Here is a 24,237-nt window from a genome sequence, read left to right on the forward strand (position 1 = left end):
CCAAGGATGGACAGAACGGGAACTTCCCTGACTCTTCTTCCCGTTCCGGTTCACTCCATCAGGTGACTGGAGGGTGCAGGCACCTCCGGAAGCGGCTAGGACGACGGCGCCGTCCCGCTCCGGGGCGGCGCCGTCGTCCTGGATCTCTCTGCCAGGCTTCTGTTCTAGGCGTCGATGCGGGAGCGGTCGAGCGTGGCCGCGGAGCTGGAGATGAACTCCTTGCGCGGGGCGACGTCGTTGCCCATGAGGAGGTCGAAGACCTGCTCGGCGGCCTCCAGATCGGTGAGGTTGATCCGGCGCAGGGTGCGGTGACGCGGGTCCATGGTGGTCTCGGCAAGCTGGTCGGCGTCCATCTCACCCAGACCCTTGTAACGCTGGATCGAGTCCTTGTAGCGGACGCCCTTGCTCTGGAACTCCATGAGCTTGTCGCGCAGCTCCCGGTCCGAGTACGTGTAGACGTACTTGTCCTGGCCCTTCTTCGGCTGGACGATCTCGATCCGGTGCAGCGGCGGCACGGCGGCGAAGACCCGGCCGGCCTCGACCATGGGCCGCATGTAACGGTGGAAGAGGGTCAGGAGCAGGGTGCGGATGTGGGAGCCGTCCACATCGGCGTCGGTCATCATGATGATCTTGCCGTAGCGCGCCGCGTCGATGTCGAAGGTCCGGCCGGACCCGGCTCCTATGACCTGGATGATCGCCCCGCACTCGGCGTTCTTCAGCATGTCCGTGACGGACGACTTCTGCACGTTGAGGATTTTGCCGCGGATCGGCAGCAGTGCCTGGAACTCGGAGTTCCGGGCGAGCTTGGCCGTGCCGAGCGCGGAGTCACCCTCGACGATGAACAGCTCGCTGCGGTCGACGTCGTCGCTGCGGCAGTCGGCGAGCTTGGCGGGCAGCGTGGAGGACTCCAGGGCCGTCTTGCGGCGCTGTGCGTCCTTGTGCTGGCGAGCCGCGATGCGGGTGCGGGCCGCGGCGACGACCTTCTCCATGACCGTACGGGCCTGCTGGGCGCCGTCCCGCTTGGTCGAGGTCAGGAACGCCTTGAGCTCCTTGGAGATCACGTTGTTCACGATGCGGCGGGCCGCCGAGGTGCCGAGCACCTCCTTGGTCTGGCCTTCGAACTGAGGTTCGGCCAGGCGGACGGTGACCACCGCGGTGAGGCCCTCGAGGGCGTCGTCCTTGACGACGTCGTCCTCGGCCACGCGCAGCATCTTCTTGGCCCGCAGCACCTCGTTCATCGTCTTGGCGACGGCCTGCTCGAAGCCCGCGACATGGGTGCCGCCCTTGGGGGTGGCGATGATGTTGACGAAGGAGCGCAGTGTCGTCTCGTAGCCGGTCCCCCAGCGCAGCGCGACGTCGACGCCGAGCTCGCGGGTGACCTCGGTGGGCGTCATCTGGCCGTGCTCGTCCAGGACCGGGACCGTCTCCTTGAAGGAGCCCTGTCCGGTGAAGCGGAGCGTGTCGCAGACCGGTCGGTCAGACGCCAGGAACTCGCAGAACTCGCTGATCCCGCCGTCGAAGCGGAAGGATTCCTCACCCTTGCTGCCGCCCTCGCCGAGCCCGTACTCGTCCCGGACCACGATGGTCAGGCCGGGCACCAGGAAGGCGGTCTGCCGGGCGCGCTGGTGCAGGGTGTCCAGGGCGAGCTTGGCGTCCTTGAGGAAGATCTGCCGGTCGGCCCAGTAGCGCACCCGGGTGCCGCTGCGGGTCTTGGGGATCTTCTTGGCCTTGCGCAGCCCGCTCTTGGCCTCGAACTTGGCGTCCGTGCCCTGGCCGGTGAAGGCGCCGGGGACACCGCGCCGGAAGCTGATCGCGTGGGTGTGCCCCCCGCGGTCCACCTCCACGTCGAGCCGCGCGGAGAGCGCGTTGACCACGGACGCGCCGACGCCGTGCAGGCCGCCGGAGGCCGCGTAGGAGCCGCCGCCGAACTTGCCGCCGGCATGCAGCTTGGTCATGACGACCTCGACACCGGAGAGGCCGGTCTTGGGCTCGACGTCGACCGGGATGCCCCGGCCGTTGTCCCGGACCTCGACCGAGCCGTCGTCATGGAGCACGACCTCGATGTGGTCGCAGTAGCCGCCGAGAGCCTCGTCGACGGAGTTGTCGATGATCTCCCAGAGGCAGTGCATCAGGCCACGGCTGTCGGTGGACCCGATGTACATACCGGGGCGCTTCCGCACGGCCTCGAGCCCCTCGAGGACGAGCAGGTGCCGCGCGGTGTAGTTGGAACCGTCCCGGTCTGCTCCTGCCAGCAGCGCTGTGGACGGCACGGACGTCTCGGCGGTCACGCGGTTCGCTCCTCGCTGAATTTCAGATGGGGCCCTGGTGGGTAAGGGCGCGGCTTGGTTCACCGGTGAGAGGGTACCGAGGCCTGGTAGAGCCGTTGTAACGCCACCCTCGTCTCCGGCCCACCCTAGTCGAGAGTCGTATGGGTGTTCGATCCTTCGGAGGAGTGAAGCACACATCACGTTCCCTTCGAGGCATGAACCATTTAGGCTCCGGGCACGTCCTCATGAACAACCGGCAACCCAGCCGGGAGGGCCGACCACCGATACGAACGCGAATCCGTACGACACAGAGACACGCACTACGGCACATTCGCCGCCAACCGGCAGCAGCCGGCCGCCTCGGAAACTTTTTTCGAGGAAAAGCCTCGAGCGGGAACGTTTTGGGGCTGGTTGGATGTTGACCCTGGTACGACAGCTCGTCGAGCTAGAGAAGAGGCGACGTGACTACTGTTCTGACCCCCGCGAGCCCCCTGACGGCCGCCGATCGCTGCGACCGCTGCGGCGCCCAGGCTTACCTGCGCGTCGTCCTGCTGAGCGGCGGAGAACTGCTCTTCTGCGCCCACCACGGTCGCAAGTTCGAGCCGGAACTCAAGAAGATCGCCGCTGAGATACAGGACGAGTCGGAGCGGCTGACCGCTCCGAAGGCAGCTCCCGAAGAGGAGCGCTGAGACTTCACGTCCACACACGACGAGCAGCCGAACCGGCACAGGCCGGCGAGCGGGCGGCGTCCTCCCCGGTGGAGGACGCCGCCCGTCTTGCGTTCTCCTGGGCGTCCAGGCCCTCTTCGGGCCTGCGCGAGCGGCGGTCGGCGTGCTGGAGCGGCTTGGAGGCGCCTCAGGGCGCCTCAATCAGCCTCCCAGCCTCCCGTCCCCTGGGCACACCGGCGTGGCTCCGCGTGCCCGTGCCTCCTCACGGGGCGTGAACCGGCGCACGTAAGCGAGACTCGGGTGCCTACGGGGCTCCCCGCGCCGGAAACGCCTTTACTCCTTTTCGGACCGGCAGGCGGGCGCCGCGAGGGCCGGCCAGAGCCCTCACGGCGCCCGCTGCCGCCCTCTCAGGCCTGGGAGGCCGCAGGCCACCCCAGAGCGCGGAGGACGTCGGAGATGCGCGTATAGACCCCCGGGCTGCCCGCCCAGCCGCATCCCGCCCCCCAGGACACCAGCCCTATCAGCCGCCCCTCCGCGACCAGCGGCCCGCCGCTGTCGCCCTGGCAGGCGTCCCGCCCCCCGGCCACCTCACCCGCGCACAGCATCGTCTCGGCGCGGTAGGTGCCGTGGGAACCGCCCGGGTACGCCTGCTCGCACAGCGCGTCGGGCTGCACCCGAACCCGGGCGCCGTGCAGACTGCCGGCGTAGCTGCCGGAACCCGTGGTGTCCCCCCAGCCGTAGACCGTGGCGGCCGTACCCGAGCGGTACGCCGGATCACCCGCCCCGGCCATGCCTATGACCGAGGTGGCCGGCAGCGGTTCGGCCAGACTCAGTACGGCGAAGTCCCCGGAGTTGGTCTCGCCGTCGTACTTCGGGTTCACCCAGATCGCCCGTACGGCGACCTCATGGCCCCGGTCCGAGAGGAGCTCGGTGCGTCCCGCGATCACCCTGAGGTCGCGCAGCCGCTCCGGGGCGGTGCCGAGCACGTCCTTGTCCATGCAGTGGGCGGCGGTGAGCACGGTGGTCCGCCCGACCGCCACGCCCCCGCAGAACTGTCCCGCCCGCGTACCTCCGAACCGGTCACGGCTGGAGAGGGCCACGGTGTACGGGCTCTGTGACACATCGACGGGGAAGCCGCCGACGACGATGCTGTCGGCGGCCACCGGAGCGGCCGTGGCCAGTGGTATGACGGCCCCCGCGGCCACGAGGGTCAGCGGCAGGGCCAGGGCCCTGGCAAGTCGACGTCGCATGCACGCTCCTCACACTGGGGTGATCCTTAGCCACCCACAGTGAGGGAAGCGGTCGGTGCACGCACGCGCGCGACAGCGTGAAGGCCCGGCCCCCTGGACGGGGGCCGGGCCTTCACGGACGGCGGTGCACGACGGGTCGTCGTGCGAGATCGACCGGTCTAGTCGAGGTAGTCGCGCAGCACCTGCGAACGCGACGGGTGCCGCAGCTTCGACATGGTCTTGGACTCGATCTGGCGGATACGCTCACGCGTGACGCCGTACACCTTGCCGATCTCGTCGAGGGTCTTCGGCTGACCGTCGGTGAGACCGAACCGCATCGAGACGACGCCCGCCTCGCGCTCCGACAGGGTGTCGAGCACGGAGTGCAGCTGCTCCTGCAGCAGCGTGAAGCTGACGGCGTCGGCCGGGACGACGGCCTCGGAGTCCTCGATGAGGTCACCGAACTCGCTGTCGCCGTCCTCGCCCAGCGGGGTGTGCAGGGAGATGGGCTCGCGGCCGTACTTCTGGACCTCGATGACCTTCTCAGGGGTCATGTCGAGCTCCTTGGCCAGCTCCTCCGGGGTGGGCTCGCGGCCCAGGTCCTGGAGCATCTGGCGCTGCACACGCGCGAGCTTGTTGATGACCTCGACCATGTGCACCGGGATACGGATGGTGCGTGCCTGGTCGGCCATGGCGCGGGTGATCGCCTGACGGATCCACCAAGTGGCGTACGTGGAGAACTTGTAGCCCTTGGTGTAGTCGAACTTCTCCACCGCGCGGATCAGACCGAGGTTGCCCTCCTGGATGAGGTCCAGGAACAGCATGCCGCGGCCGGTGTAGCGCTTGGCCAGGGAGACCACCAGTCGGAGGTTGGCCTCGAGCAGGTGGTTCTTGGCCCGGCGGCCGTCCTCCGCGATGATCTCCAGCTCGCGCTTGAGCTTCGGCGCCAGCTTGTCGGAGTTCGCCAGCTTGTCCTCGGCGAAGAGGCCCGCCTCGATGCGCTTGGCCAGCTCCACCTCCTGCTCGGCGTTGAGCAGGGGAACCTTGCCGATCTGCTTGAGGTAGTCCTTGACCGGGTCGGCGGTGGCACCGGCTGCGGCGACCTGCTGCGCCGGGGCGTCGTCCTCGTCGTCGTCGGAGAGTACGAAACCGGCGTTCTCGGTGCCCTCGGGCTCGTCCGCCGCCTTGGTCTCCTCGATGACCTCCTCGTCGACCAGCTCGGCGTCGTCCTTCTTGCCCGTGGTCTTCTTGGCGGCGGTCTTCTTCGCCGTGGTCTTCTTGGCCGTCGCCTTCTTGGCGGTGGTCTTCTTGGCGGCCGCCTTCTTGGCGGGCGTCTCTTCCTCGGCGGCAGGGTCGGCGGCGGGAGCCGCCGGTGCGGCGGCGGTGGTCTTCCGCGGGGTCGCCGTCTTGGCCGCGACGGTCTTGGTGGCGGTGCGCTTGGCGGGACTCTTCGCTGCGACGCTCTTGCGGGTGCGCTTGGGCTCTGCGGCACTGACCATCAGCGTCACACCCTCTTCCTCGAGGATCTGGTTGAGGCTGCGCAGTACGTTCTTCCACTGAGTGGCCGGAATCTGGTCAGCTTCGAAGGCCCGACGCACGTCATCGCCGGCGATCTGCCCCTCAGCCTTTCCCCGCTCGATGAGCGCCATGACAGAGACGGACTCGGCGATCTCCGGCGGGAGCGTACGGGATGTGCTGGCCGACACGAACAACCTCTCGGAACGTTGGAAAACGGCTTCCGGCCCCGTCCACAGTGGACAGGGGCCGACCGCCGGCTTGGGGATGGGCCGACGGCGCGGGCGGGGGCCGGGGAAGATGCACAGCGCCGTGAACGGCGTCCGTATTCCCTCCGCGGCTGTCACCTCTTAGGTCATCGCGTTCTCCCCGGGAGCGTTACGCCCAATCCGCGTGGCCCGAGTCACACCCCGTAATCAGTCAGAATCTGACAGACGAGGACATAAGTGTGCACCGGGGCGAGGAGGTCGCCTGCCCGGGTGCCGGTCCGCCTTTCGTACCGTCGGACCCCACGGGATCGCCAATGATCCCGCGGGGTCCGACGTGGGACGGCTCACGGACGCGACGCTGCCACAGGAGGGGGGTGGCAGGCCGGACCGCGCCGTCAGGGGAACCCGGTCAGTGCTCGCGCGGTGCGGGCACCACGCGCTCCACCTCGGGGTGGACCGTGAGGAGCTGCCGCATGGCCGTCTCGGCCGCCGCGCCGTCGCCGCCGGCGAGAGCGTCGACGATCCGGCCGTGGTGGGCGAGCGAGGTCTCGTTCGGCCGCTCACAGCCCGTGACGGGGCCGCCCGAGACGTGCAGCGCGGCGGACACGATGCCGGACAGGTGCTCCAGCATGCGGTTGCCCGCGACCTGGATGAGCAGCGAGTGGAACTCGGAGTCGGCCCGGGCGAAGGTCAGCGCGTCGCCCTGGCCGAGGGCGTGCCCCATGATCTCCACCATGTCGGCGAGGCGCTGCTGGACGTCCTCCCGGCCGTGACCGGCGGCCAGCCGGGCGGCGAGCGGCTCGATCGTCCAGCGCAGCTCACTGAGCTCCCGGCGCTGGTCGTCCCGCTGCGGCCCGTAGGCCCGCCACTCGATGATGTCCGGGTCGAGGAGATTCCAGTCACTGACCGGGCGCACCCGCGTGCCCACGTTCGGCCGGGCGCTGACCAGGCCCTTGGCCTCCAGCACACGGAGCGACTCGCGGACGACGGTGCGGGACACCTCGAAACGCTGACCGATCTCCTCCGGAACCAGCGGGCGGTCGGCGCCGAGATCACCCGAGACGATCATCTGTCCCAGCTGCTGGACGAGTTGTCCGTGCAGTCCGCGTCCGCGGCTGCCCGCGGTCCGCCGGCCGACGCGACCCAGGTCCGGCTCCGCTCCGTCCCACACGGGGCTCCCGACACGGTCGGCGCCGGGCGCCTCCGCGTAGGGGTAGCGGTCGAGTTCGCCCGGGGTCGCGAGGCCGGAGTCGGCGGAGCGGGCGGCGGTCATCATGGTGTGCGCAAGGGTACTCACGCATCCTTTGTCGGCGTCGGTTCCAACTCCCTTGAGGTCTTTGGTGAAAAGCACACGAAAGGGTGATCGCTCACCCCGTCGCAATTGACGCCTTATCGGAAAGAAATGAGCTTTCCCCTGGGAGTTGCGAGCAGGGAAAGGCCGAGAGACGCAAATTCGGTCATCATCGGACTCTGCTCCGCAGGCCGGTGAGCACATACGCGCCCAGGAGTGCCACCACCGACAACGCCATGGCGCCGCCCACGGGTTGGACGACCAGACGCAGCACCGCCTCCAGGTGCTGCTCGCCTCCGAAGGGCCACCGCAGCGGCAGACCGTCGCGCAACCGCTGCGAAAGCGGCTCCGGAGTTCGCGCCGACGGCCCCTCCATGAGCTTGTGCACGAGGGGTACGACGAGAAGGGGTACGGCGACGACCGCGGCCAGCCCGGCGGTGGTGGACCGGAAAACACCCGCGGCCAGCACACCGGCCCAGGCACAGCCCGTCATCAGGGCGAGCCAGCCCGCGGTCAGCGGAAGCCAGTCGGCGGGGACCGCGACCATTTCGCTCCCGTAGACGAGGTACAGCAGTTCGGCGTCGCATCCGATGGTCAGCACGGCCAGCACGAGCGCGGCGGTGGAGGCGACGAGGAGCTTGGCCGTGAGCAGCCCCAGTCTGCGGGGCACCGTGCCACGGTCCGCCGCCAGCGCGGGATGACGGAACTCGTCCCCGAAGGCCAGTGCGCCGAGCAGACCCGCCCCGAGCGCGGCGGGCGGCAACGGCAACTCGGCGGGCCACGCGGCCAGCAACCGCGGTTGCGGGGTGTGGCCGATGCGGGCCAGCACCACGGCGGTGAGGGCGGAGACGAGGAGCACGCATGCCCCGACGACGTACCCCGTGGCCACACCGGTGGCACGGCGGATCTCGTACCGGACGGGCCGCAGCGGGCGGGGCGCGGGACGGACGAGGACGGGCGGAGGGAGGGTGACGTGGGGGCGGGTCGAGCGGGGGGTGGTGCGGGCGGTGGCGTGACGGCCATGTGCGCGTCGGGGTGCCGCCGTCTTGTGGGTTTCGGCTTCGTCCGGGGCGGCTTCGTGTGGGACGGCTTCGTCCGGGGCGGCTTCGTGTGGGACGGCTTCGTGTGGGGCGGCTTCGTCCGGGGCGGTCGACTCGTCGGGGGCTGCGGGTTCGGCAGCGGGGGTGTGTGGTGGCCGTTCGTCCTTCTGCGGGTCTCCGGACACCGGCGTGGGCTGTCCATCCGTAGGGGCCCCCGCAGAGGGCCTGACACCGACACCCGGGCCCATGTCACCGACCTCGTCGGCCAGTTGATGGACGACGATGCCGTGCCGGAAGGCCGTCTCCCCCACTTCGGCGCAGGTACTTCCGTAGACGCAGAGGCGGTTGCCGCCCTCCCGTACGACCTCCACGGATCGCCGGGTGGAACGGGCCTCCTGCGTGAGCAGCGCGGACAGGCGGACGGCGTGCGGACTGCGGACGGCGACACGGGGACGCAGCCGGGTGCGGGCGAACTCGGCGGCTTCCTGGTCGGCGACGACCCTCCCGCCCTCCAACGTGACCACGTGGTCCGCGATCCGCGCCGCCTCCTTGGGATCGGCCGTGCTGCACAGGACCGTGCCGCCCTGCGCCGCGTGCTCCCGCATCATGTCGTGCAGCCAGCGGCCCTCCCCCACGGACAGCCCCCGGGTGGGATCGTCGAGCACGAGCGTGTGCGGGTCGGTGAGGAGGGCGCAGGCCAGACCGAGGCGGCGGTCTATCCCGCGCGACAGCGTTCCGAGCCGTTCGTCGCGCAGGCTCACGAGGCCCACCGCTTCGAGGACTTCGTCGGCCCGCCGGGCCGGGACACCGGAGGCCGCGCACAGCATGCGGAGATGACCGCGCGCCGAACGGGCGGGGTGGCCCGGCACATCACCCAGCAGTACGCCGACCTCGTGGGCGGGGTGGGGGATGCGGTGCAGGGGGCGGCCTCTGAAGTAGGTGACCCCGCGCCCGCGTTCAAGTTCGAGCATGAGCTTGAGCGCCGTCGTCTTGCCGGCACCCGGCGCTCCGAGCAATGCGGTGACGCGGCCCGCATGCGCCTCGAAGGAGACGTCGTCGACGGCGGGCGGGAGCTCTTTGCGAGGGCTGCTGGTCAGTCCGATGGCCTGGATCACCCGATGCAAGATAGCGCGCCAAATCGGGTTTTTCGGGCACCACAGGGCCCGTTGCCCGCTGTCCGTCACCGGGAGGGAAGACGTCCGGGGCCCGCGCTTCCCGCCTCAGACCTCGGGGCGCAGCATGGGCGGGTTGAGCAGGGTGGCGCCGCCGGCCCGGAAGAGCTGGGCGGGACGGCCGCCCTGGCGGGTGGTCGTACCGCCGGTGGGTACGAGAAAGCCCGGCGTACCCGTCACCTTGCGGTGGAAGTTGCGCGGGTCGAGCGCCACACCCCACACCGCCTCGTAGACCCGCCGGAGCTCGCCGACCGTGAACTCGGCCGGGCAGAAGGCCGTCGCCAGGGACGAGTACTCGATCTTGGAGCGGGCGCGCTCCACTCCGTCCCACAGGATCTGGGCGTGGTCGAAGGCGAGCGGCGCCACCGGCTCACCGTCCCTGCCGTAACCACCCTGCTGCAGCAGCTCCTCCACCGGCGCCCAACGGGCGTTGCTGGCGTCACCGCCCGCCCGGGGCGCCGGCAGGTCGGGGGCGAGGGCGAGATGGGCGACGCTGACGACCCGCATCCGGGGGTCACGCTTGGGATCGCCGTAGGTGGCGAGCTGCTCGAGGTGGGCGCCGTGGTCCTGCGTGGGGACGGCCGGGTCGTGCACCCGCAGCCCCGTCTCCTCCGCCAGCTCCCGGGCCGCTGCCTGCGCCAAGTCCTCGTCGGCCCGTACGAAGCCGCCGGGGAGTGCCCACCGTCCCTGGAACGGGGGCTCCCCCCTCCGCACCGCCAGCGCGCACAGAGCGTGACGACGCACGGTGAGCACGACCAGGTCCACGGTGACGGCGAAAGGCGGAAAGGCTGACGGGTCGTAGGGCATGCGGCGATCATAGTCGTCTGCCTGACGATAAACACTCCCTTCGTCGGCCGCATTGGCGGCTGATCTCCTTCCTTACGGCTCTCCTTTCTCATGGCGCCTTCGCGGCGTCCGACCTCCGCTCCCGCCTGGGTCCGGGCGCGCCCGGACCGAGCGACCGCCCGGCGTGTCACTGCGCGCATCGCTGATGGCTGAGGCGTCCTTCCTTCACTCCTCCGCGTCCCCAAGGTGGGACGCGGCTTCCGCGCCGTCGTGGCGGTGTCCGCGTCGACTCGTGGTTCCGGGTCGGGGCGCACCGGGGCGGGTTCCGCCGGCCTGGGTTCCCCGCCGCCGGTCCGTGCCGCCGGGGCGTACGGTGCCCTTCGCGGCGCCGCCCTCGGCACGCGCGCCGCCCGCCGCCATCCGAGGGCGTGGCAGCCGCCCGGCGACGGTCGGCTCGCGGCGAGCCGACCGTGCCCCGCGGCCGGCCGCACGCATACGGCGCCTGCGAGAGAGCGGCTCCGCCTCTCGGCCGGGCACGGTGCTGCTCTCAGCCGGGTGGGTGTCCCCGGGCTCGGATCCCGCGCCTTGATCCGCCTCATCCGATGTCCGCTCACCAGTCGGCTCCGCCCCGCCCTCCTTCCGTCCCTCGCGTCGTCCCTCGCGGAGGCAGCGGCGGATGGACTCGGGGTCGAGTCCCTCATTGCATGCCTGGTGCAGCAGGCGTGCGAAGAGGTAGTCGGGGTCGGCGCCCAGGGCCATGGCGAGTGCCTCCCGGGCCTCCAGTTCGTCGCCGGAGGACCAGGCGACCCAGCCGGCCAGGGTGAGGGGTGCCGCTGCGTGCTCCCCGTACGGCCCGACGCAGCGGCGCGCCAGGGAGCGCCAGAGGCGGAGGGCGGGGGCAGCCTCGTCCCCCTCCATCCATGCGGCGGCGCGGTCGCGGGTGGTGCGGTCCTGGAGGCCCAGGATGAGCGTCGCCGCCTCGTCGTGCGTGATCAGTTCGTCGTCGCGGAGATCCGCCGGGAGCATGCCCGGCGCGGCAGGGGCGTCGGCGAGGCGGCACAGGAGGCGCTCGGCCAGCTCCAGCGTCTCCTCGGCGACCGCGCGCCGGTCCTGCTCGTCGACGATCCTGGGGATCAGCTTCGACCCGGCGGCGTCCAGCGCGCGCTGCTGGTCGACGGCGGCGGAGGTCTCCCAGGGCAGGAGCCGGGCGTGCAGTTCGCGCAGCGTGCCGCGGACCTGCAGTCCCGCATAGGTGGCCGCGGCGGCCAGTACCGAGGTGCCGGGCAGGCCCATCGGTGTTCCGTCGGCCGGGCAGCAGGTCTCGTCGTCGCAGCAGTAGGACCAGAAGCGGCCGTCGGAGACGCAGAGTGCCTCCACCACCGGGATGTTCAGGGCGCCGCACTCCAGCCGCAGGACGTGGGCCAGCGGTCCGAGCCGCTCCTTGACCTGTCGGCCGGACTCGCCCTGTCCCGGTTCCTGGCAGAGGAACACGACCATCTGCTCCGGCCGGGCGCCGCGGCGCTCGCAGCCGGTCACCAGGCCCTGGGCGAGCTGCCGGGCAGCGGAGGGCCAGTCGCCGGCGTCGGCGGGGATGCCGAGCCGGGCGCGGCCCCCGAACCTGCCCCGCCCGCCGGTGTCGTGCAGGGAGACGAGCACGATGCTGTCCTCGGGGCGGTACCCGAGCAGGTAGGGCACCGCGTCGGCGAGCTCGGCCGGGGTGCGCAGGGTCACCTGCTGCTGGTCACCGTGACTTTCGTACGCGGTGCAGGACAGGTCCGCCGGGCGCGGAGGGCGGTCCGCCGGGTCCGGGGTCGCCGGGGGGTCGGTGCGGGCCACGGCCGCCTCCCGCCGGGGCTCCGCTTCCTCGCGTCCGCTCTGGCGCGGGATGTCACTGTTCTCGGAGGGACCGGTCGTCCCGCTGTGGTTCGTCATGCCGAGACGATCTCGCGGATTGCGACATTCCGGTTGAACCTGTGGATAAGTCGCATCAGGTTCATGTCACCCACCGGTGTGCCGGCCGGCCTTCGTCCACAGCCCACGACCGATGTCCGCGCCGTCCTGTTGTATGGGACCCATGGAGCACACGAGCAACACGGATCTCCGGACGGCCGCCGACGCGGTGCTCGCCCGTCTCGTCGGGGACGACACGGGCACCGCCCGGCTGCGCGACGACCAGTGGCGGGCGATCGAGGCACTGGTCGCGGACAAGCGACGGGCCCTGGTCGTCCAGCGCACGGGCTGGGGCAAGTCAGCGGTGTACTTCGTGGCGACCGCGCTCCTGCGGGCCCAGGGCAGCGGACCGACCGTGATCGTCTCCCCGCTGCTGGCACTGATGCGCAACCAGGTCGACGCGGCGGCCAGGGCCGGCGTCCGCGCCCGCACCATCAACTCCTCCAACAGCGAGGAGTGGGACTCCATCCGGGCGGAGATCGAGGCAGGGGACGTCGATGTGCTGCTGGTGAGCCCCGAGCGGCTGAACAACCCCGACTTCCGCGACCAGGTGCTGCCCCGGCTGGCCGCGGCGACCGGCCTCCTCGTGGTCGACGAGGCGCACTGCATCTCGGACTGGGGCCATGACTTCCGCCCTGACTACCGGCGGCTGCGGACGATGCTGAGCGATCTCCCCGACGGGGTGCCCGTCCTCGCCACGACCGCCACGGCCAACGCCCGGGTGACCGCCGACGTCGCCGACCAACTGGGCACGGGCGGCACCTCGGACGCGCTGGTGCTGCGGGGTCCGCTGGACCGGGAGAGCCTGAGTCTGAGCGTGCTGCGCCTGCCGGACGCCGCGCACCGCATGGCCTGGCTCGCCGACCACCTGGACCAGCTGCCCGGGTCGGGCATCATCTACACCCTGACCGTCGCCGTCGCCGAGGAGGTCACCGCCTTCCTGCGCCGCCGCGGGCACACCGTCGCCTCCTACACCGGCCGGACGGAGAACGCCGACCGGCAGCAGGCCGAGGAGGACCTGCTCGCCAACAAGGTGAAGGCGCTTGTCGCGACCTCCGCCCTCGGCATGGGGTTCGACAAGCCGGACCTGGGCTTCGTGGTGCATCTGGGGTCGCCGTCCTCCCCGATCTCCTACTACCAGCAGGTCGGCCGCGCGGGCCGCGGAGTGCGTCACGCCGAGGTGCTGCTCCTGCCGGGCAAGGAGGACGAGGCGATCTGGGAGTACTTCGCCTCGCTCGCCTTCCCCTCGGAGGACACCGTGCGGCGCACCCTCGACGTCCTCGCCGGTGCCGAGCGGCCGCTGTCGCTGCCCGCGCTGGAACCGCTGGTGGAGCTGCGCCGCTCCCGCCTGGAGACCATGCTGAAGGTGCTCGACGTGGACGGGGCGGTGCAGCGGGTCAAGGGCGGCTGGATCGCGACCGGCCGGCCCTGGACGTACGACGCCGAGCGGTACGCGTGGGTGGCGCGTCAGCGTGCGACGGAGCAGCAGGCGATGCGCGACTACGTGACGACGACGGACTGCCGGATGGAGTTCTTGCAGCGGCAGCTGGACGACGAGGGCGCCAAGCCATGCGGCCGCTGTGACAACTGCGCCGGCGCCCGCTACACGGCCGAGGCGTCCACCGTGGCGCTGGACGCGGCCCGCGCGGATCTCGGCCGGGCGGGCGTGGAGGTGGAGCCCCGGCGCATGTGGCCCACCGGACTCCCGGCGATCGGCGTGGATCTGAAGGGCCGTATCCCCGCCGGGGAACAGGCGGCTCAGGGGCGTGCGCTGGGGCGTCTGTCGGACATCGGCTGGGGCAACCGGCTGCGTCCGCTGTTCGCGCCCCAGGCTCCGGACGGGCCCGTGCCCGACGATGTCGCCCGGGCCTCGGTGGGCGTACTGGCCGACTGGGCGAAGGGACCCGGCGGTTGGGCCCCGGGTGTGACCGACGCCCAGCCCAGGCCGGTCGGCGTGGTGACCGTCGCCTCGCGGAGCCGGCCGCGCCTGGTCCACTCCCTGGGGGCACACATCGCGGAGACCGGACGGCTGCCATTCCTCGGGTCGGTGGCGAACACGGGTGAGCAGCATTCCCTCTCCCGAAGCAACAGCGCCCAGCGGCTCAAGGCGCTGGACGGTTCGCTGACCGTGCCGCCCGAGCTCGCGGAGGCACTCGCGCGGGCCCAGGGACCGGTGCTTCTGGTGGACGACTACACCGAGACGGGGTGGACACTCGCGGTCGCGGCACGTCTGCTGCGGCGGGCCGGTGCGCAGGGAGTACTGCCGCTGGTACTGGCCGTACAGGGCTGACCCGTCGCGCCCACTCCCGGGGTGGGGATATTAGCCGCGGATCCATCGATACCGGTCCCCTGCCCCAATTGCTCGTTGCCGCATCCAAGTTCGACAGGAAGAATTGAACTACGCACCCGCACGGCTCGCCCGCCGACCAGGTAGGGCTTTGTTGCGCGCGCGCTCCCCCGAATCCGACCCGCCCGCAGTGTGGGCGTAGCCGAAGGGAGGACCGTGACCTTCGGATTCGCTCCGTCCTCGGCGGCATCGCTGTCGACGTCCGCCGCATCCGCCAACCGTGTGCTCGAGCCTGCGGAGTGGGCGGCCGCGGGAATTCCGCTGCTGCGCAGTCCACGCGAGGTCGTCAGCGGACTGCATTCCCGGCATCGTCCCGGCCTGGCGACCGCGGTCGTCGCCGTGCTCGATCCGGACGAACGCCTGCGCGCGAGCGCGTCGTTCACCCGGCGCACCGCGACCACCGCCGACGGCTGGATGTTCCGCAACGCGCTGCTGGCCCAGCTGCGCCGGGTCATCCCCCACGACCTGCGGCGCCGCACCCCGGTGCGCACCGCCGTGCTGCTCTACTGCCGTGACGGCGACGCCCGGTGGACCGAGGAGGACGGGGCGTGGATGTGGGGGCTGCGGGACGCCTGCACCCTTCACGGCCTGCGCTGCGGTGCGTACATCACGCTGACCCGAGACGGCTGGCAGGTCCTCGGCGAAGGACGGGGTGGCCGCCACCCCAGCGCCGACTCGGCGCCGGAACCGGTCGCCATGTCCGAGGCACCGCCGCGGATCCCCCGCACGGGCGGGGCGGCGTCGGAGGTGCTGCGGCGCGCGGCGGCCCGCTGAGGTCACGTGGTTCGCCGCACACACCCGGCCGCAGCGCGTCCGGCACCAACGGCGCGTTCGGCGAACGCGCACGTCCGGCAAATCGCCCGCTGGGCAAGCCGCACGCTCGGCGAACCGCGTGTGGGGCCCACCGCAAACGCGGCGTGCCGGACCGCGGAACGACGTGTGCCGCTTCCGTGCCGTGAGCCTGGCCCGCCACAACAGCCGAACGCGCCGGTCCCCGCACGGCCGCGCGCCCCGCGAGGACACCACGACGCACGAGCGCGCCGGCGCCCGGCGCTCCGTCCATCGGCCCACCGGACAAGGACACACCCGCGGCCACGGGCACAGGCCCGTACCCACGCACACCGAAGCCCCAGCGGTACGCGTCCACGCGACCGCCGGTGCTCGGGCGTACCCGGCGCACCGGCGTGCCGACACCGTGGCGTCGGCTCAGACTCCGGTGCCCAGAACCGAGTTGATGCGCTGCGGGTCACCGCAGACGATCAGCAGGGCGCCGGCCCGGGCATGGGCCGTCTGCAGGGCGGAGGCGGTCGCCGGCTCGGGGCCGCCGTTGGCGGCGACGACCACGACGGGACGGGCCTTGGCGCGGTCCGCCACCTTGGCGTCCGTGTAGAAGACGTCGTCGCCGGCGTCGTGCTGGGCCCAGTAGGAGGCTTCGCCGAAGGACAGTTCGTGGGTCGCCCACGGGTGCGGCTCACCGGTGGTGATCACCAGCACGTCGCCGGGGGCGCGGCCCGAGTCCAGGAGCAGATCGACGGCTTCCTCGGCGGCGTCGAGCGCCCCCTCGGCGGAGGCCGGGATCAGCTGGATCTGCGGACCGTTGGCTGCGGCGGACGGACCCGAAGGTCCGGGCTTGGCCGCGGGAGCCGCCTCTCGCGACGTGCGCTGCGCCGGAGGCGCCGGCCGCGGCGGGCCGGGACGACCGGGACGCGACGAAGCCGCGGGGCGGGGACCGGGTACGGGACGGGGGGTCGGCGCGGTGCGGGGACCCTGGGCACTCTCGTGAATCTGAGGCTCCTCGGGAATGAGAGGCATGAGCTGATTTTTATCAAACGTTGGCACGGTTGGCGCCGCCGGGTGGCACATCAGTGCGAGCGGGCCGTCAGAAGTCGAAGCCGAGCTGACCTTCGATCGCCGGAACGCGCCCTTCCGTCCAGGTGCGGACCTTCTTGAGATGCCGCCACTGGGGCAGCGCATCAAGATACGCCCACGACAGCCGGTGGCACGGGGTGGGTCCCCGGACCTCCAGCGCGGCCCTGTGCACGGGGGACGGATACCCGGCGTTGTCCGCGAAACCGAAGTCTGCATGGTCGAGGCCCAGTTCGGCCATCATTTTGTCGCGCTGGACCTTGGCGATGACCGACGCGGCCGCCACGGCCACGCACGACTGGTCGCCCTTGATGACCGTCCGGACCTGCCAGGGCGAGCCGAGGTAGTCGTGCTTGCCGTCGAGGATGACCGCGTCGGGCCGGACCGGCAGCCTTTCCAGCGCGCGGCAGGCCGCCAGCCGGAGCGCGGCGGTCATCCCCATGTCGTCGATCTCCTCCGGCGACGCGTGCCCCAGGGCGTACGACGTCACCCAGCTCCGCAGGATCTCGGCGAGTTCCGTGCGGCGCTTGACGGTGAGGAGCTTGGAGTCGGTGAGTCCCTCGGGGGGACGGCGCAGTCCGGTGACCGCCGCGCAGACGGTGACCGGGCCGGCCCACGCACCACGCCCCACCTCGTCGACACCTGCAACGATCTTCGCTCCGGTCGTGGCGCGGAGTGAGCGCTCGACGGTGTGAGTAGGTGGTTCGTACGGCATGGCGCCCTTAGCGTACGCCGCCCGGTTCGGCGCGCGACACCCCGGTTCCCTCAGCGCGGCCGCCATGGGGACCGGCCGGCGGATCAGGCGCCGTGCGGCCGCAGCAGCGGGACCATCAACTGGTCGATCATCTGCTCCAGATCCACGTCGGGCCATTCGCTGCCGCACATCTTCGAGCGGTACATCATCATCGCCGGCACGGCGTCGATCACGTAGCCGTTGGTGGCGTCGGCGCGCACCTCTTCCCGCTCGATCCCGCGCTCGATCACCTCGCGAAGCATGGTCAGAGTCGGCTCGACGACTCCGGTGAAGATCACCGCGTGGAAGCGTTCGGCCTCCGTGGTGTCGCACTCGTGAATGACCGCGCGCAAAGCACAGCCCGGCCGGGAGAACATCGCGTCCCGGGCCCGGCGGCACAGCTCCAGCAGGTCCGCACGCACGCTTCCCAGATCGGGCGCCTTGTCGAACTCGGGCAGCGCGGCCCGCAGGGCGTCCGCGACGAGGTCCTCCTTGGACGGCCAGCGCCGGTAGACGGCGGCCTTCCCGGTCTGGGCGCCGGCGGCGACACCCTCCATCGTCAGGCCGTTCCAGCCGACCGTACTGAGCTGGTCCAGCGCGGACTCGAGGATCGCGCGTTCCAGTACGGCGCCACGGCGACGGGGGGCTGCCGTCTGAGCGTGGGCGTCCGCCCAGCTCGAAGTAACCATCGGACTCTCTCCACTGAGCAGAGGAAGCGGATATTCGGGGATGAAGCACTCGTCGCGCGACGCCTAAGGGGGACACGCCGGGCGACGACCTCTCAGTGAACGGTTGCGTTCACTGTCGGGGACTTCTACGGTTGGCGCAACAGTGAACGCGCTCGTTCACTAACTCACTCGTGGGGGACCCATAGTGACCACCTCTCCTTTGCTTCAGGACCCAAAGCCGGGTGCGGCTCGCCGGCCAGGGCGCCCCGGCATCGCACTCGCCGTCATCGCGGCCTGCCAACTCATGGTCGTACTCGACGCGACGATTGTGAATATCGCGCTCCCGCACATCCAGAATGCACTGCAGTTCAGCACCACCGATCTCACCTGGGTGGTCAGCGCCTACACCCTGACCTTCGGCGGTCTGCTGCTGCTCGGCGGCCGGGCCGGTGACATCCTCGGCCGCCGCCGCGTCTTCATGAGCGGCATCCTGCTCTTCACCGTCGCCTCGCTGCTCGGCGGACTGGCCCAGGAGCCCTGGCAGCTGCTCGCGGCGCGTGTGCTGCAGGGCGTGGGCGGTGCGATCGCCTCGCCGACCTCCTTGGCGCTCATCACCACCACGTTCCCGGAGGGGCCCGAGCGCAACCGCGCCTTCGGTGTCTTCGCCGCGGTCTCGGCGGGCGGCGGCGCCATCGGCCTGCTCGCGGGCGGCATGCTCACCGAGTGGCTCGACTGGCGATGGGTGCTCTTCGTCAACGTCCCGATCGGCCTGCTGATCGCCGTCCTCACACCGATGTACATCAACGAGTCCGAACGGCACACCGGCCGCTTCGACATCGCGGGGGCGGTCACCTCGACGGCCGGTATGGCCACGCTCGTCTACGGCTTCATCCGCGCCGCGGACGAGGGCTGGCGGGACAGCGTCACCATCGGCTCGTTCGTCGCCTCGGCGATCCTGCTGGTGGGCTTCGCGCTGATCGAGTCCCGCGCCAAGGAGCCGATCACCCCACTGCGGATGTTCACCGACCGCAACCGCTCGGGCACGTATGTGATCATGCTCAGTCTCGCCGCGGCGATGTTCGGCATGTTCTTCTACATCGTCCTCTTCGTACAGAACGTGCTCGGCTACACCCCGATCGAGGCCGGTCTCGCCTTCCTGCCGGTGACGGTCGTGATTGCCATCGGAGCGGGGGTGTCGCAGCGGTTCCTCCCGGTGTTCGGACCGAAGCCCTTCATGATCATCGGTTCGACCCTCGCCGCGACCGGTCTGGCCTGGCAGACGCTGATCAGCTCGGACAGCTCCTATGTCAGCGGGATCCTCGGACCGATGCTGATCTTCGGGCTGGGCATGGGCCTGAACTTCGTGACGCTGACGCTCACCGCGGTCTCCGGGGTGGCTCCACATGAGGCCGGTGCGGCCTCCGGCCTGCTCAACGCCACCCAGCAGGTCGGCGGCTCGGTGGGCCTGGCCCTGCTGACCACGGTGTTCGGCACCGCCAGCCGGGACGAGGCGGAGAAGCAGGTGCCGAACTTCCTCGCCGAGGGGACGGCGCAGCAGAAGGCGGAGTTCGCCCAGACCCAGCAGCTTCCCGCGCCCTGGGGGCACGAGGTGCTCGCGGAGGGCATCTCCTCGGCCTTCGTCCCGGCCGCCGCGATGGCGGTGCTGGCCCTGGCCGTCGCCTGGCTCGTCATCCGGGTCCGCAAGAGCGACCTGGAGGCGCTGTCCGGTTCGGCCGGACCCGGCATGGGCTGACGCGGCTGACGCAGCCGACATCGACGGCGGGAAGCCCGCCGTACGCATCCGGCCCGGCAACGCTCCGGCCGACTTCACAGGGGTCGGCCGGGCAACGCCGGGCCGGCCCGCGCGCCGGAGCAACAGGGCAGGCAGGACTCCCAAGGCACCCAGGGCGAGCAATACGCCCGTCCACTCCGCCATGCGGCCCCCACCCCCCTCCCACGAACGCCCGCTCCCGTACCCCCGGCACGCCTGCACGTGTCAGCTCCCGCAGGACCTCACACCACCCGCAGCGGACACACCGGCAACGACCAGCCAGTCACGGTGAGTTCCCGACACGCACGGAGAGTGCCGAAAAAGCTCGCCGCAGAGCAACCGACCGAAGCCTCAGACCCCGACCCGCACCCATTCCGGCAGCGGTTCCACCCGCTCGACCCACTCCGCGGGCGGCGCCCCCACCGCCCCTGCGGCCAGCACCCCGCCCACGATGGCGCAGGTGGTGTCGACGTCCCCGCCCACCTGTGCGGTCGTCCAGAAGGCCCGCTCGTAGTCGCCCAGGGAGCGGGCGGCGGACCAGATCGCGAAAGGCACGGTGTCGTGCGCGGTCGTACGCCGTCCGCAGCCGAGGACGGCCGCGACGGTGGTCGCATCGCTGTAGTCGAGCATGTCGCGAGCCCGGCGCAGTCCCGCGCCGACGGCGCTCCGCGCGGGCACCAGCCCGATGACCCCGTCGAGGAGGGCCTCGGCGCCGGGAGGACCGTCCGGCGCGGCGGCGAGAGCGGCTGCCGCCGCGACGGCCATGGCGCCGACCACGGCCTCGCGGTGCTGGTGCGTGGGGTAGGCGGAGATCTCCGCCTGGTGCGTGGCCTGCTCGGGGTCGTCGGCGTACCAGGCGCCCAGCGGGGCGATCCGCATCGCGGCGCCGTTGCCCCACGAGCCCTGCCCGTCGAAGAGGTCGGCGGCCAGTTCACGCCACTCCCCGCCTTCGCGGACCAGCCGCAGCAGCCGGTTGACCGCGGGGCCGTATCCCCGGTCGAAGTCGTGGCGGTGGGCGAAGGAGTGCGCCAGGGCGTCCTGGTCGATCCTGTGGTGCGCGGCGAGGACCGTGACGACGGAGCACGCCATCTCCGTGTCGTCGGTCCACTGCCAGGGGCCTTCGGGCAGTTCACGGCGCTTGAGCAGCGGGTAGTTCACGGGGACGAAGAACTGCGAGCCGAGTGCGTCCCCCACCGACAGGCCGCGCAGGCTCGCCAGGGCGCGCTCCAGGCGCCCCTCGGCGGACAGATCAGTGGTCATCGCCTCGCAACCCTCCCATCCGGCGCCCGCAGGCCCTCGTACATGTCGTCGTCCATCCGGTGATCCCACATGATCCGGTCGTCATCCGGTGATCAGGTCGTCCGGTGATCCCGTCATCCGGTGATTCCCGTGATCCCGTAGGGCTCCGGATCGCGCCACCGCTCGAACGGCCGGTCAAGGGCGTACTTCCCGTCCTCCCCGAGAACGAGCATCCTGACCTCGGCGTTCCCCGGGTTGGACAGGGACTCGAACTCCGCGACGGTCCAGTGGAACCACCGCATGCAGAACAGCCGCATGGCCAGACCGTGGGTGACGATGAGGACGTTCGGCGGGTGGTCCGGGTCCTCGAAGCTGCGGAACAGGCTCTCCAGGAAGCCCCCGACCCGGTCGTAGACGTCCGCGCCGGACTCGCCTTGGGCGAAGCGGTAGAAGAAGTGGCCGTAGGCGTCCCGGTAGGCCTTCTGCAGGCGTACGTCCTCGCGGTCCTGCCAGTTGCCCCAGTCCTGCTCGCGCAGTCGCGGCTCCTCACGCACGCGTATCCGGTCCGGATCGAGACCGAAGGAGCCCAGCGTCTCGAGCGTCCGGCGGTACGGGGACACGTAGACGCTGACGCGCTCCTGGCCGAACACGTCACGGAGCCGCTCGCCCGTCGCCTCGGCCTGCTTCCTCCCCCGCTCGGTGAGGCCCAGTGCGTGATCGGGTTCGCGCTCATAGACGGTGTCGTCAACATTGCCCCTTGATTCACCGTGCCGGACAAGGACGATGCGCCGTGGTCGTGCCATGCCAAAACCCTAGATCGGGTGACGGCACTTCGGGCACTCGTGCGGGTTTCGTACGGCATATGTCACACATGTTCGCCCAGCACGCCCGCCGGTCCGCACCGCGCGATCAGCCCTCGACCTCGCCGGTCTCAGACCGTCCAGGCGGACTCCATGTCGACGATGTCCCCCGCGAGGGCCGCGACGTCCGCCTCCGTCTGGGCCCGCAACGCCAGTCGCTCCACGCGCTCGGTGCGGTACTTCCCGTGTTCGGCGGCCGACCGCCACATGGACAGGATCATGTACTCGCTGCCCGGTGCCTCCCCGAACAGGCCCCGCACCATGCCGGGCGATCCGGCCATGGCCGGGTTCCACACCTTCTCCTGCATGAGGACGAAGTGTTCGGCGCGTTCCTCGTGCGCGCGGCACAGCGCGACCCTGATCAGATCGGCGTCGGTGAAACGGGGTTCGAACCCCGTCTTCACGTCGAAACGGTGGTCGAAGAGCCTGACCTGGGCGTCCTTGAAGGTGCCGGCCTGGGAGGAGGCGAGCCGGTCGTGGGACCGGGCCATGAAGGAGTCGTAGAAGGCCCGGCTCTCCCAGAACGAGAAGATGTGCGCCACGTCCGGCCGCCCCCGGCTCCAGCCTCCGCCCTGCGCGCGAAACCCCGGCTCCCCCAGAAGCCCCGCCCACTTCCGCTGCGCCCGCTCGAACCCCCGACGGTCCACCACGGTGCAGCGAATCCACTTGACCAGCACCGCGCCATCGTAAGGCCAGGGAGCTCAACACCGTTGGCCCTCGCATCGACTGCACCCCGGCGCCCGGTGGCGCATGCGTGGCAGGATGGACAATCTGCCGGAAAGACGCGGCAGTTGGGGTGCCGGCAGGACGGTCACGAGGAAGGGGACAACTGGTGAACGGCCTCAGCAAGGGGATCAGCAAGGTCGAGATCGCGCTGCGGTGGGATCCGAGTCCGACGGGAGAGCCCTCCACCGACCTCGATCTGGTCGCCGCGCCCTACCTGGCGGACGCCCCGAACGGCGAACCCGCCTACGTGGTGCACTTCGACAGCCGCTCCCCCGACGGCACCATCACGCTCGACCGGGACAGCCAGGACGGCAAGGGCTTCGGATACGACGAGGTCATGACGCTGGAACTGGACCGCCTGGACGAGCGGTACGGGCGCGTACTGGTCGGTGTCGTCATCCAGCAGCTGCAGGCTCCGCGGACCTTCTCCGGGGTGGGCAACCCGGGGCTGCGCATCCGCGAGGGCTACGACGTCCTGGCCGAGGACGACTTCGGCGGTGTGCTGGGCGCGACGGCAGCGATCGTCGGCGAGTTCGTGCGGGAAGGGTCCGGGCCCTGGGAGTTCCGCCCCGGCGTACAGGGCTTCGACGGCGATCCGGCGGACTTCACCCGTGAAATGGGCGCGGCCCGCCGGGCCTGAGCGACGGCACGACGAGGAGCGGTACGCGGCGGGCGGTGGCACGGGTGACCCGGTGCCACCCCCCGCGTGGGTTCCCCCACGCGTCACGCCCGGCACCACGATCACGGCTCGCCGTCACGGCCGTCGCGGAAGGCACGCAGGTCGAGTTCGGGTGCCATGGAGCCCGCCAGCCAGGTCATCCGCCAGTCCCCGGCCGCGAGTCCCTCCCGCGCGACGTCGCACCAGTCCGCGCGGTCGGTGAGGTCGAGGTACGACATCCGGACCCGTTCCCAACTCGCGCTCACCGTGGGGTGGTCGGACCAGGCGGGTGTCTGCGCGCTCAGGTACTCGACCAGACTCGCCGCCGTGAAATAGCGCTCGGGCGTCGGCCCCAGGACCTTGATGTGGCAGACATGGGCCTCCATCACCGTGACCGCGTGCTCGTACTGGCGGAGTGAGGTCCCCATGCCCTCGCAGTGCTTCATGACATGGAGCAGCCGCCCCGCGTGGTCCACGACCTCGGCGTCGTCCCCGGACCGCGCGACGACCTCGTGGAGCGCGGTCGCCCGGGCCACCTCGGCCGCGAAGTAGGCGTTGAGGTGATCCCCGTCGACGGCCCTGCGCAGCAGCCAGGGCCGGACGGCCGGATGGTCGTCCACGCGCCGGAGAAGCCGGTTCACGGCGTGGACCCGGCCCCAGACGGTCACCCGCTCCGCCAGCCAGATCAGCGCCTCCACGCCGCCCGGCAGGCGGTCAAGAGCCATGACCGCCGCAGAACCGAAGGGCGCCGACAGGAGCCCGATGGTCTGGATCAGGGGGATGTCCCGCGCCGTGGCGACCTCGGTGAGCAGGGCGAGTCCAACGGCGACGGGGGTGGGCTCGGTCCCGTACCGGACCAGCAGGCGGCCGGCCTCCCGGACCCTGGCCGCCGGTGCCTCCGCAGCGACAGCCCTGATGCGTTCGTCGCGCCGGGAGGGGAACGGGACATCGCGCAGTTCCCGGACCAGCCGAAGCGACGGAGCGCGGTCGTCCGCGAAGTGGGCGGAGAGGATCTCGGCGGCCCGGGTGGCCCCGGCGTCGGGGTCGTACGGGAGTGCCGACCGGCGGCGAGGACGCCCGTCGGCGTCGGGAAAGGGTTCCCCGCCACGGAAGAGAGGCGCGTCGGGCGTCAGTCGGTGAAGCCGCAGCGCGTGCTGGAACAGCGTGACGGGGGTGCCGGCGTTCCCGGCCCCTGACGTGGCGCTCACCGGTGCGCGGGAGACTCGATTCTGTTGATCATGG

At 71.1% G+C, this 24,237-nt stretch carries 19 protein-coding genes; 5 read left to right on the top strand and 14 right to left on the bottom strand.

The features are described 5' to 3' along the window. Positions 1-164 precede the first annotated feature (164 nt). Positions 165-2,288, bottom strand: a complete 2,124-nt coding sequence (locus B100_RS0116995) for a DNA topoisomerase IV subunit B (protein WP_024885631.1) — start codon at positions 2,286-2,288, stop codon at positions 165-167. Positions 2,289-2,728: 440 nt separating this feature from the next. Here B100_RS0116995 and B100_RS0117000 point away from each other — a divergent pair, with 440 nt between their 5' ends. Next, complete coding sequence (locus B100_RS0117000; protein WP_024885632.1) at positions 2,729-2,956, top strand: DUF7455 domain-containing protein; 228 nt, start codon at positions 2,729-2,731, stop codon at positions 2,954-2,956. Between the two features lie 386 nt (positions 2,957-3,342). On the opposite strand, the gene B100_RS0117005 is transcribed toward B100_RS0117000, so the two are convergent. The 6 genes from B100_RS0117005 to B100_RS0117030 all read right to left on the bottom strand — a co-directional run bounded on the left by B100_RS0117005 (position 3,343) and on the right by B100_RS0117030 (position 12,109). Further along, positions 3,343-4,185 (bottom strand): S1 family serine peptidase, encoded by an 843-nt coding sequence (locus tag B100_RS0117005; RefSeq protein WP_024885633.1) that lies wholly within the window; start codon positions 4,183-4,185, stop codon positions 3,343-3,345. Between the two features lie 158 nt (positions 4,186-4,343). After that, positions 4,344-5,870 (bottom strand): RNA polymerase sigma factor, encoded by a 1,527-nt coding sequence (locus B100_RS0117010; protein WP_024885634.1) that lies wholly within the window; start codon positions 5,868-5,870, stop codon positions 4,344-4,346. 427 nt (positions 5,871-6,297) lie between these two features. After that, positions 6,298-7,185, bottom strand: coding sequence for an FCD domain-containing protein (locus B100_RS0117015; RefSeq protein WP_024885635.1), 888 nt, complete (start codon positions 7,183-7,185; stop codon positions 6,298-6,300). 163 nt (positions 7,186-7,348) lie between these two features. Continuing rightward, complete coding sequence (locus B100_RS0117020; protein WP_024885636.1) at positions 7,349-9,334, bottom strand: ATP-binding cassette domain-containing protein; 1,986 nt, start codon at positions 9,332-9,334, stop codon at positions 7,349-7,351. 105 nt (positions 9,335-9,439) lie between these two features. Next, positions 9,440-10,198: an NUDIX hydrolase gene (locus tag B100_RS0117025; RefSeq protein ID WP_024885637.1), complete on the bottom strand. Its 759-nt coding sequence runs from the start codon at positions 10,196-10,198 to the stop codon at positions 9,440-9,442. A 204-nt stretch (positions 10,199-10,402) separates the two neighbouring features. Then, a complete protein-coding gene (locus B100_RS0117030; RefSeq protein ID WP_024885638.1) occupies positions 10,403-12,109 on the bottom strand; it encodes a DUF4192 domain-containing protein in 1,707 nt (568 codons plus the stop codon). A 142-nt stretch (positions 12,110-12,251) separates the two neighbouring features. Between B100_RS0117030 and B100_RS0117035 the strand changes: the two genes are divergently transcribed. Both B100_RS0117035 and B100_RS0117040 read left to right on the top strand, forming a co-directional pair. Continuing rightward, positions 12,252-14,417: a RecQ family ATP-dependent DNA helicase gene (locus B100_RS0117035; RefSeq protein WP_024885639.1), complete on the top strand. Its 2,166-nt coding sequence runs from the start codon at positions 12,252-12,254 to the stop codon at positions 14,415-14,417. 213 nt (positions 14,418-14,630) lie between these two features. Next, positions 14,631-15,248, top strand: coding sequence for a hypothetical protein (locus tag B100_RS0117040; RefSeq protein ID WP_024885640.1), 618 nt, complete (start codon positions 14,631-14,633; stop codon positions 15,246-15,248). A 432-nt stretch (positions 15,249-15,680) separates the two neighbouring features. Here B100_RS0117040 and B100_RS0117045 read toward each other — a convergent pair whose 3' ends face one another. The 3 genes from B100_RS0117045 to B100_RS0117055 all read right to left on the bottom strand — a co-directional run bounded on the left by B100_RS0117045 (position 15,681) and on the right by B100_RS0117055 (position 17,762). Next, a complete protein-coding gene (locus B100_RS0117045; RefSeq protein WP_024885641.1) occupies positions 15,681-16,286 on the bottom strand; it encodes a hypothetical protein in 606 nt (201 codons plus the stop codon). Positions 16,287-16,353: 67 nt separating this feature from the next. Next, the gene (locus B100_RS0117050) at positions 16,354-17,055 is read right to left on the bottom strand and encodes a ribonuclease HII (RefSeq protein ID WP_024885642.1); all 702 of its coding nucleotides are present in this window, start codon (positions 17,053-17,055) and stop codon (positions 16,354-16,356) included. A gap of 83 nt (positions 17,056-17,138) precedes the next feature. After that, positions 17,139-17,762: a TetR/AcrR family transcriptional regulator gene (locus B100_RS0117055; protein WP_024885643.1), complete on the bottom strand. Its 624-nt coding sequence runs from the start codon at positions 17,760-17,762 to the stop codon at positions 17,139-17,141. Between the two features lie 184 nt (positions 17,763-17,946). Between B100_RS0117055 and B100_RS0117060 the strand changes: the two genes are divergently transcribed. Continuing rightward, on the top strand, positions 17,947-19,494 hold the full coding sequence (locus B100_RS0117060; protein WP_024885644.1) for an MFS transporter: 1,548 nt from the start codon (positions 17,947-17,949) through the stop codon (positions 19,492-19,494). Positions 19,495-19,863: 369 nt separating this feature from the next. Here B100_RS0117060 and B100_RS0117065 read toward each other — a convergent pair whose 3' ends face one another. The 3 genes from B100_RS0117065 to B100_RS0117075 form a co-directional block, all read right to left on the bottom strand. Continuing rightward, positions 19,864-20,772 (bottom strand): ADP-ribosylglycohydrolase family protein, encoded by a 909-nt coding sequence (locus tag B100_RS0117065; RefSeq protein ID WP_024885645.1) that lies wholly within the window; start codon positions 20,770-20,772, stop codon positions 19,864-19,866. Positions 20,773-20,885: 113 nt separating this feature from the next. After that, a complete protein-coding gene (locus B100_RS0117070; RefSeq protein ID WP_024885646.1) occupies positions 20,886-21,554 on the bottom strand; it encodes a histidine phosphatase family protein in 669 nt (222 codons plus the stop codon). A gap of 128 nt (positions 21,555-21,682) precedes the next feature. Further along, a complete protein-coding gene (locus tag B100_RS0117075; RefSeq protein WP_064751475.1) occupies positions 21,683-22,288 on the bottom strand; it encodes a YdbC family protein in 606 nt (201 codons plus the stop codon). A gap of 155 nt (positions 22,289-22,443) precedes the next feature. On the opposite strand from B100_RS0117075, the gene B100_RS0117080 reads away from it, so the two are divergent. Continuing rightward, on the top strand, positions 22,444-22,977 hold the full coding sequence (locus B100_RS0117080; protein ID WP_024885648.1) for a TerD family protein: 534 nt from the start codon (positions 22,444-22,446) through the stop codon (positions 22,975-22,977). 101 nt (positions 22,978-23,078) lie between these two features. On the opposite strand, the gene B100_RS0117085 is transcribed toward B100_RS0117080, so the two are convergent. Beyond that, entirely contained in the window at positions 23,079-24,203 is a 1,125-nt protein-coding gene (locus B100_RS0117085) for a hypothetical protein (protein WP_024885649.1), read from the bottom strand. Between the last annotated feature and the right edge of the window lie 34 nt (positions 24,204-24,237).

It is taken from the genome of Streptomyces sp. CNH189 (genome assembly GCF_000527195.1).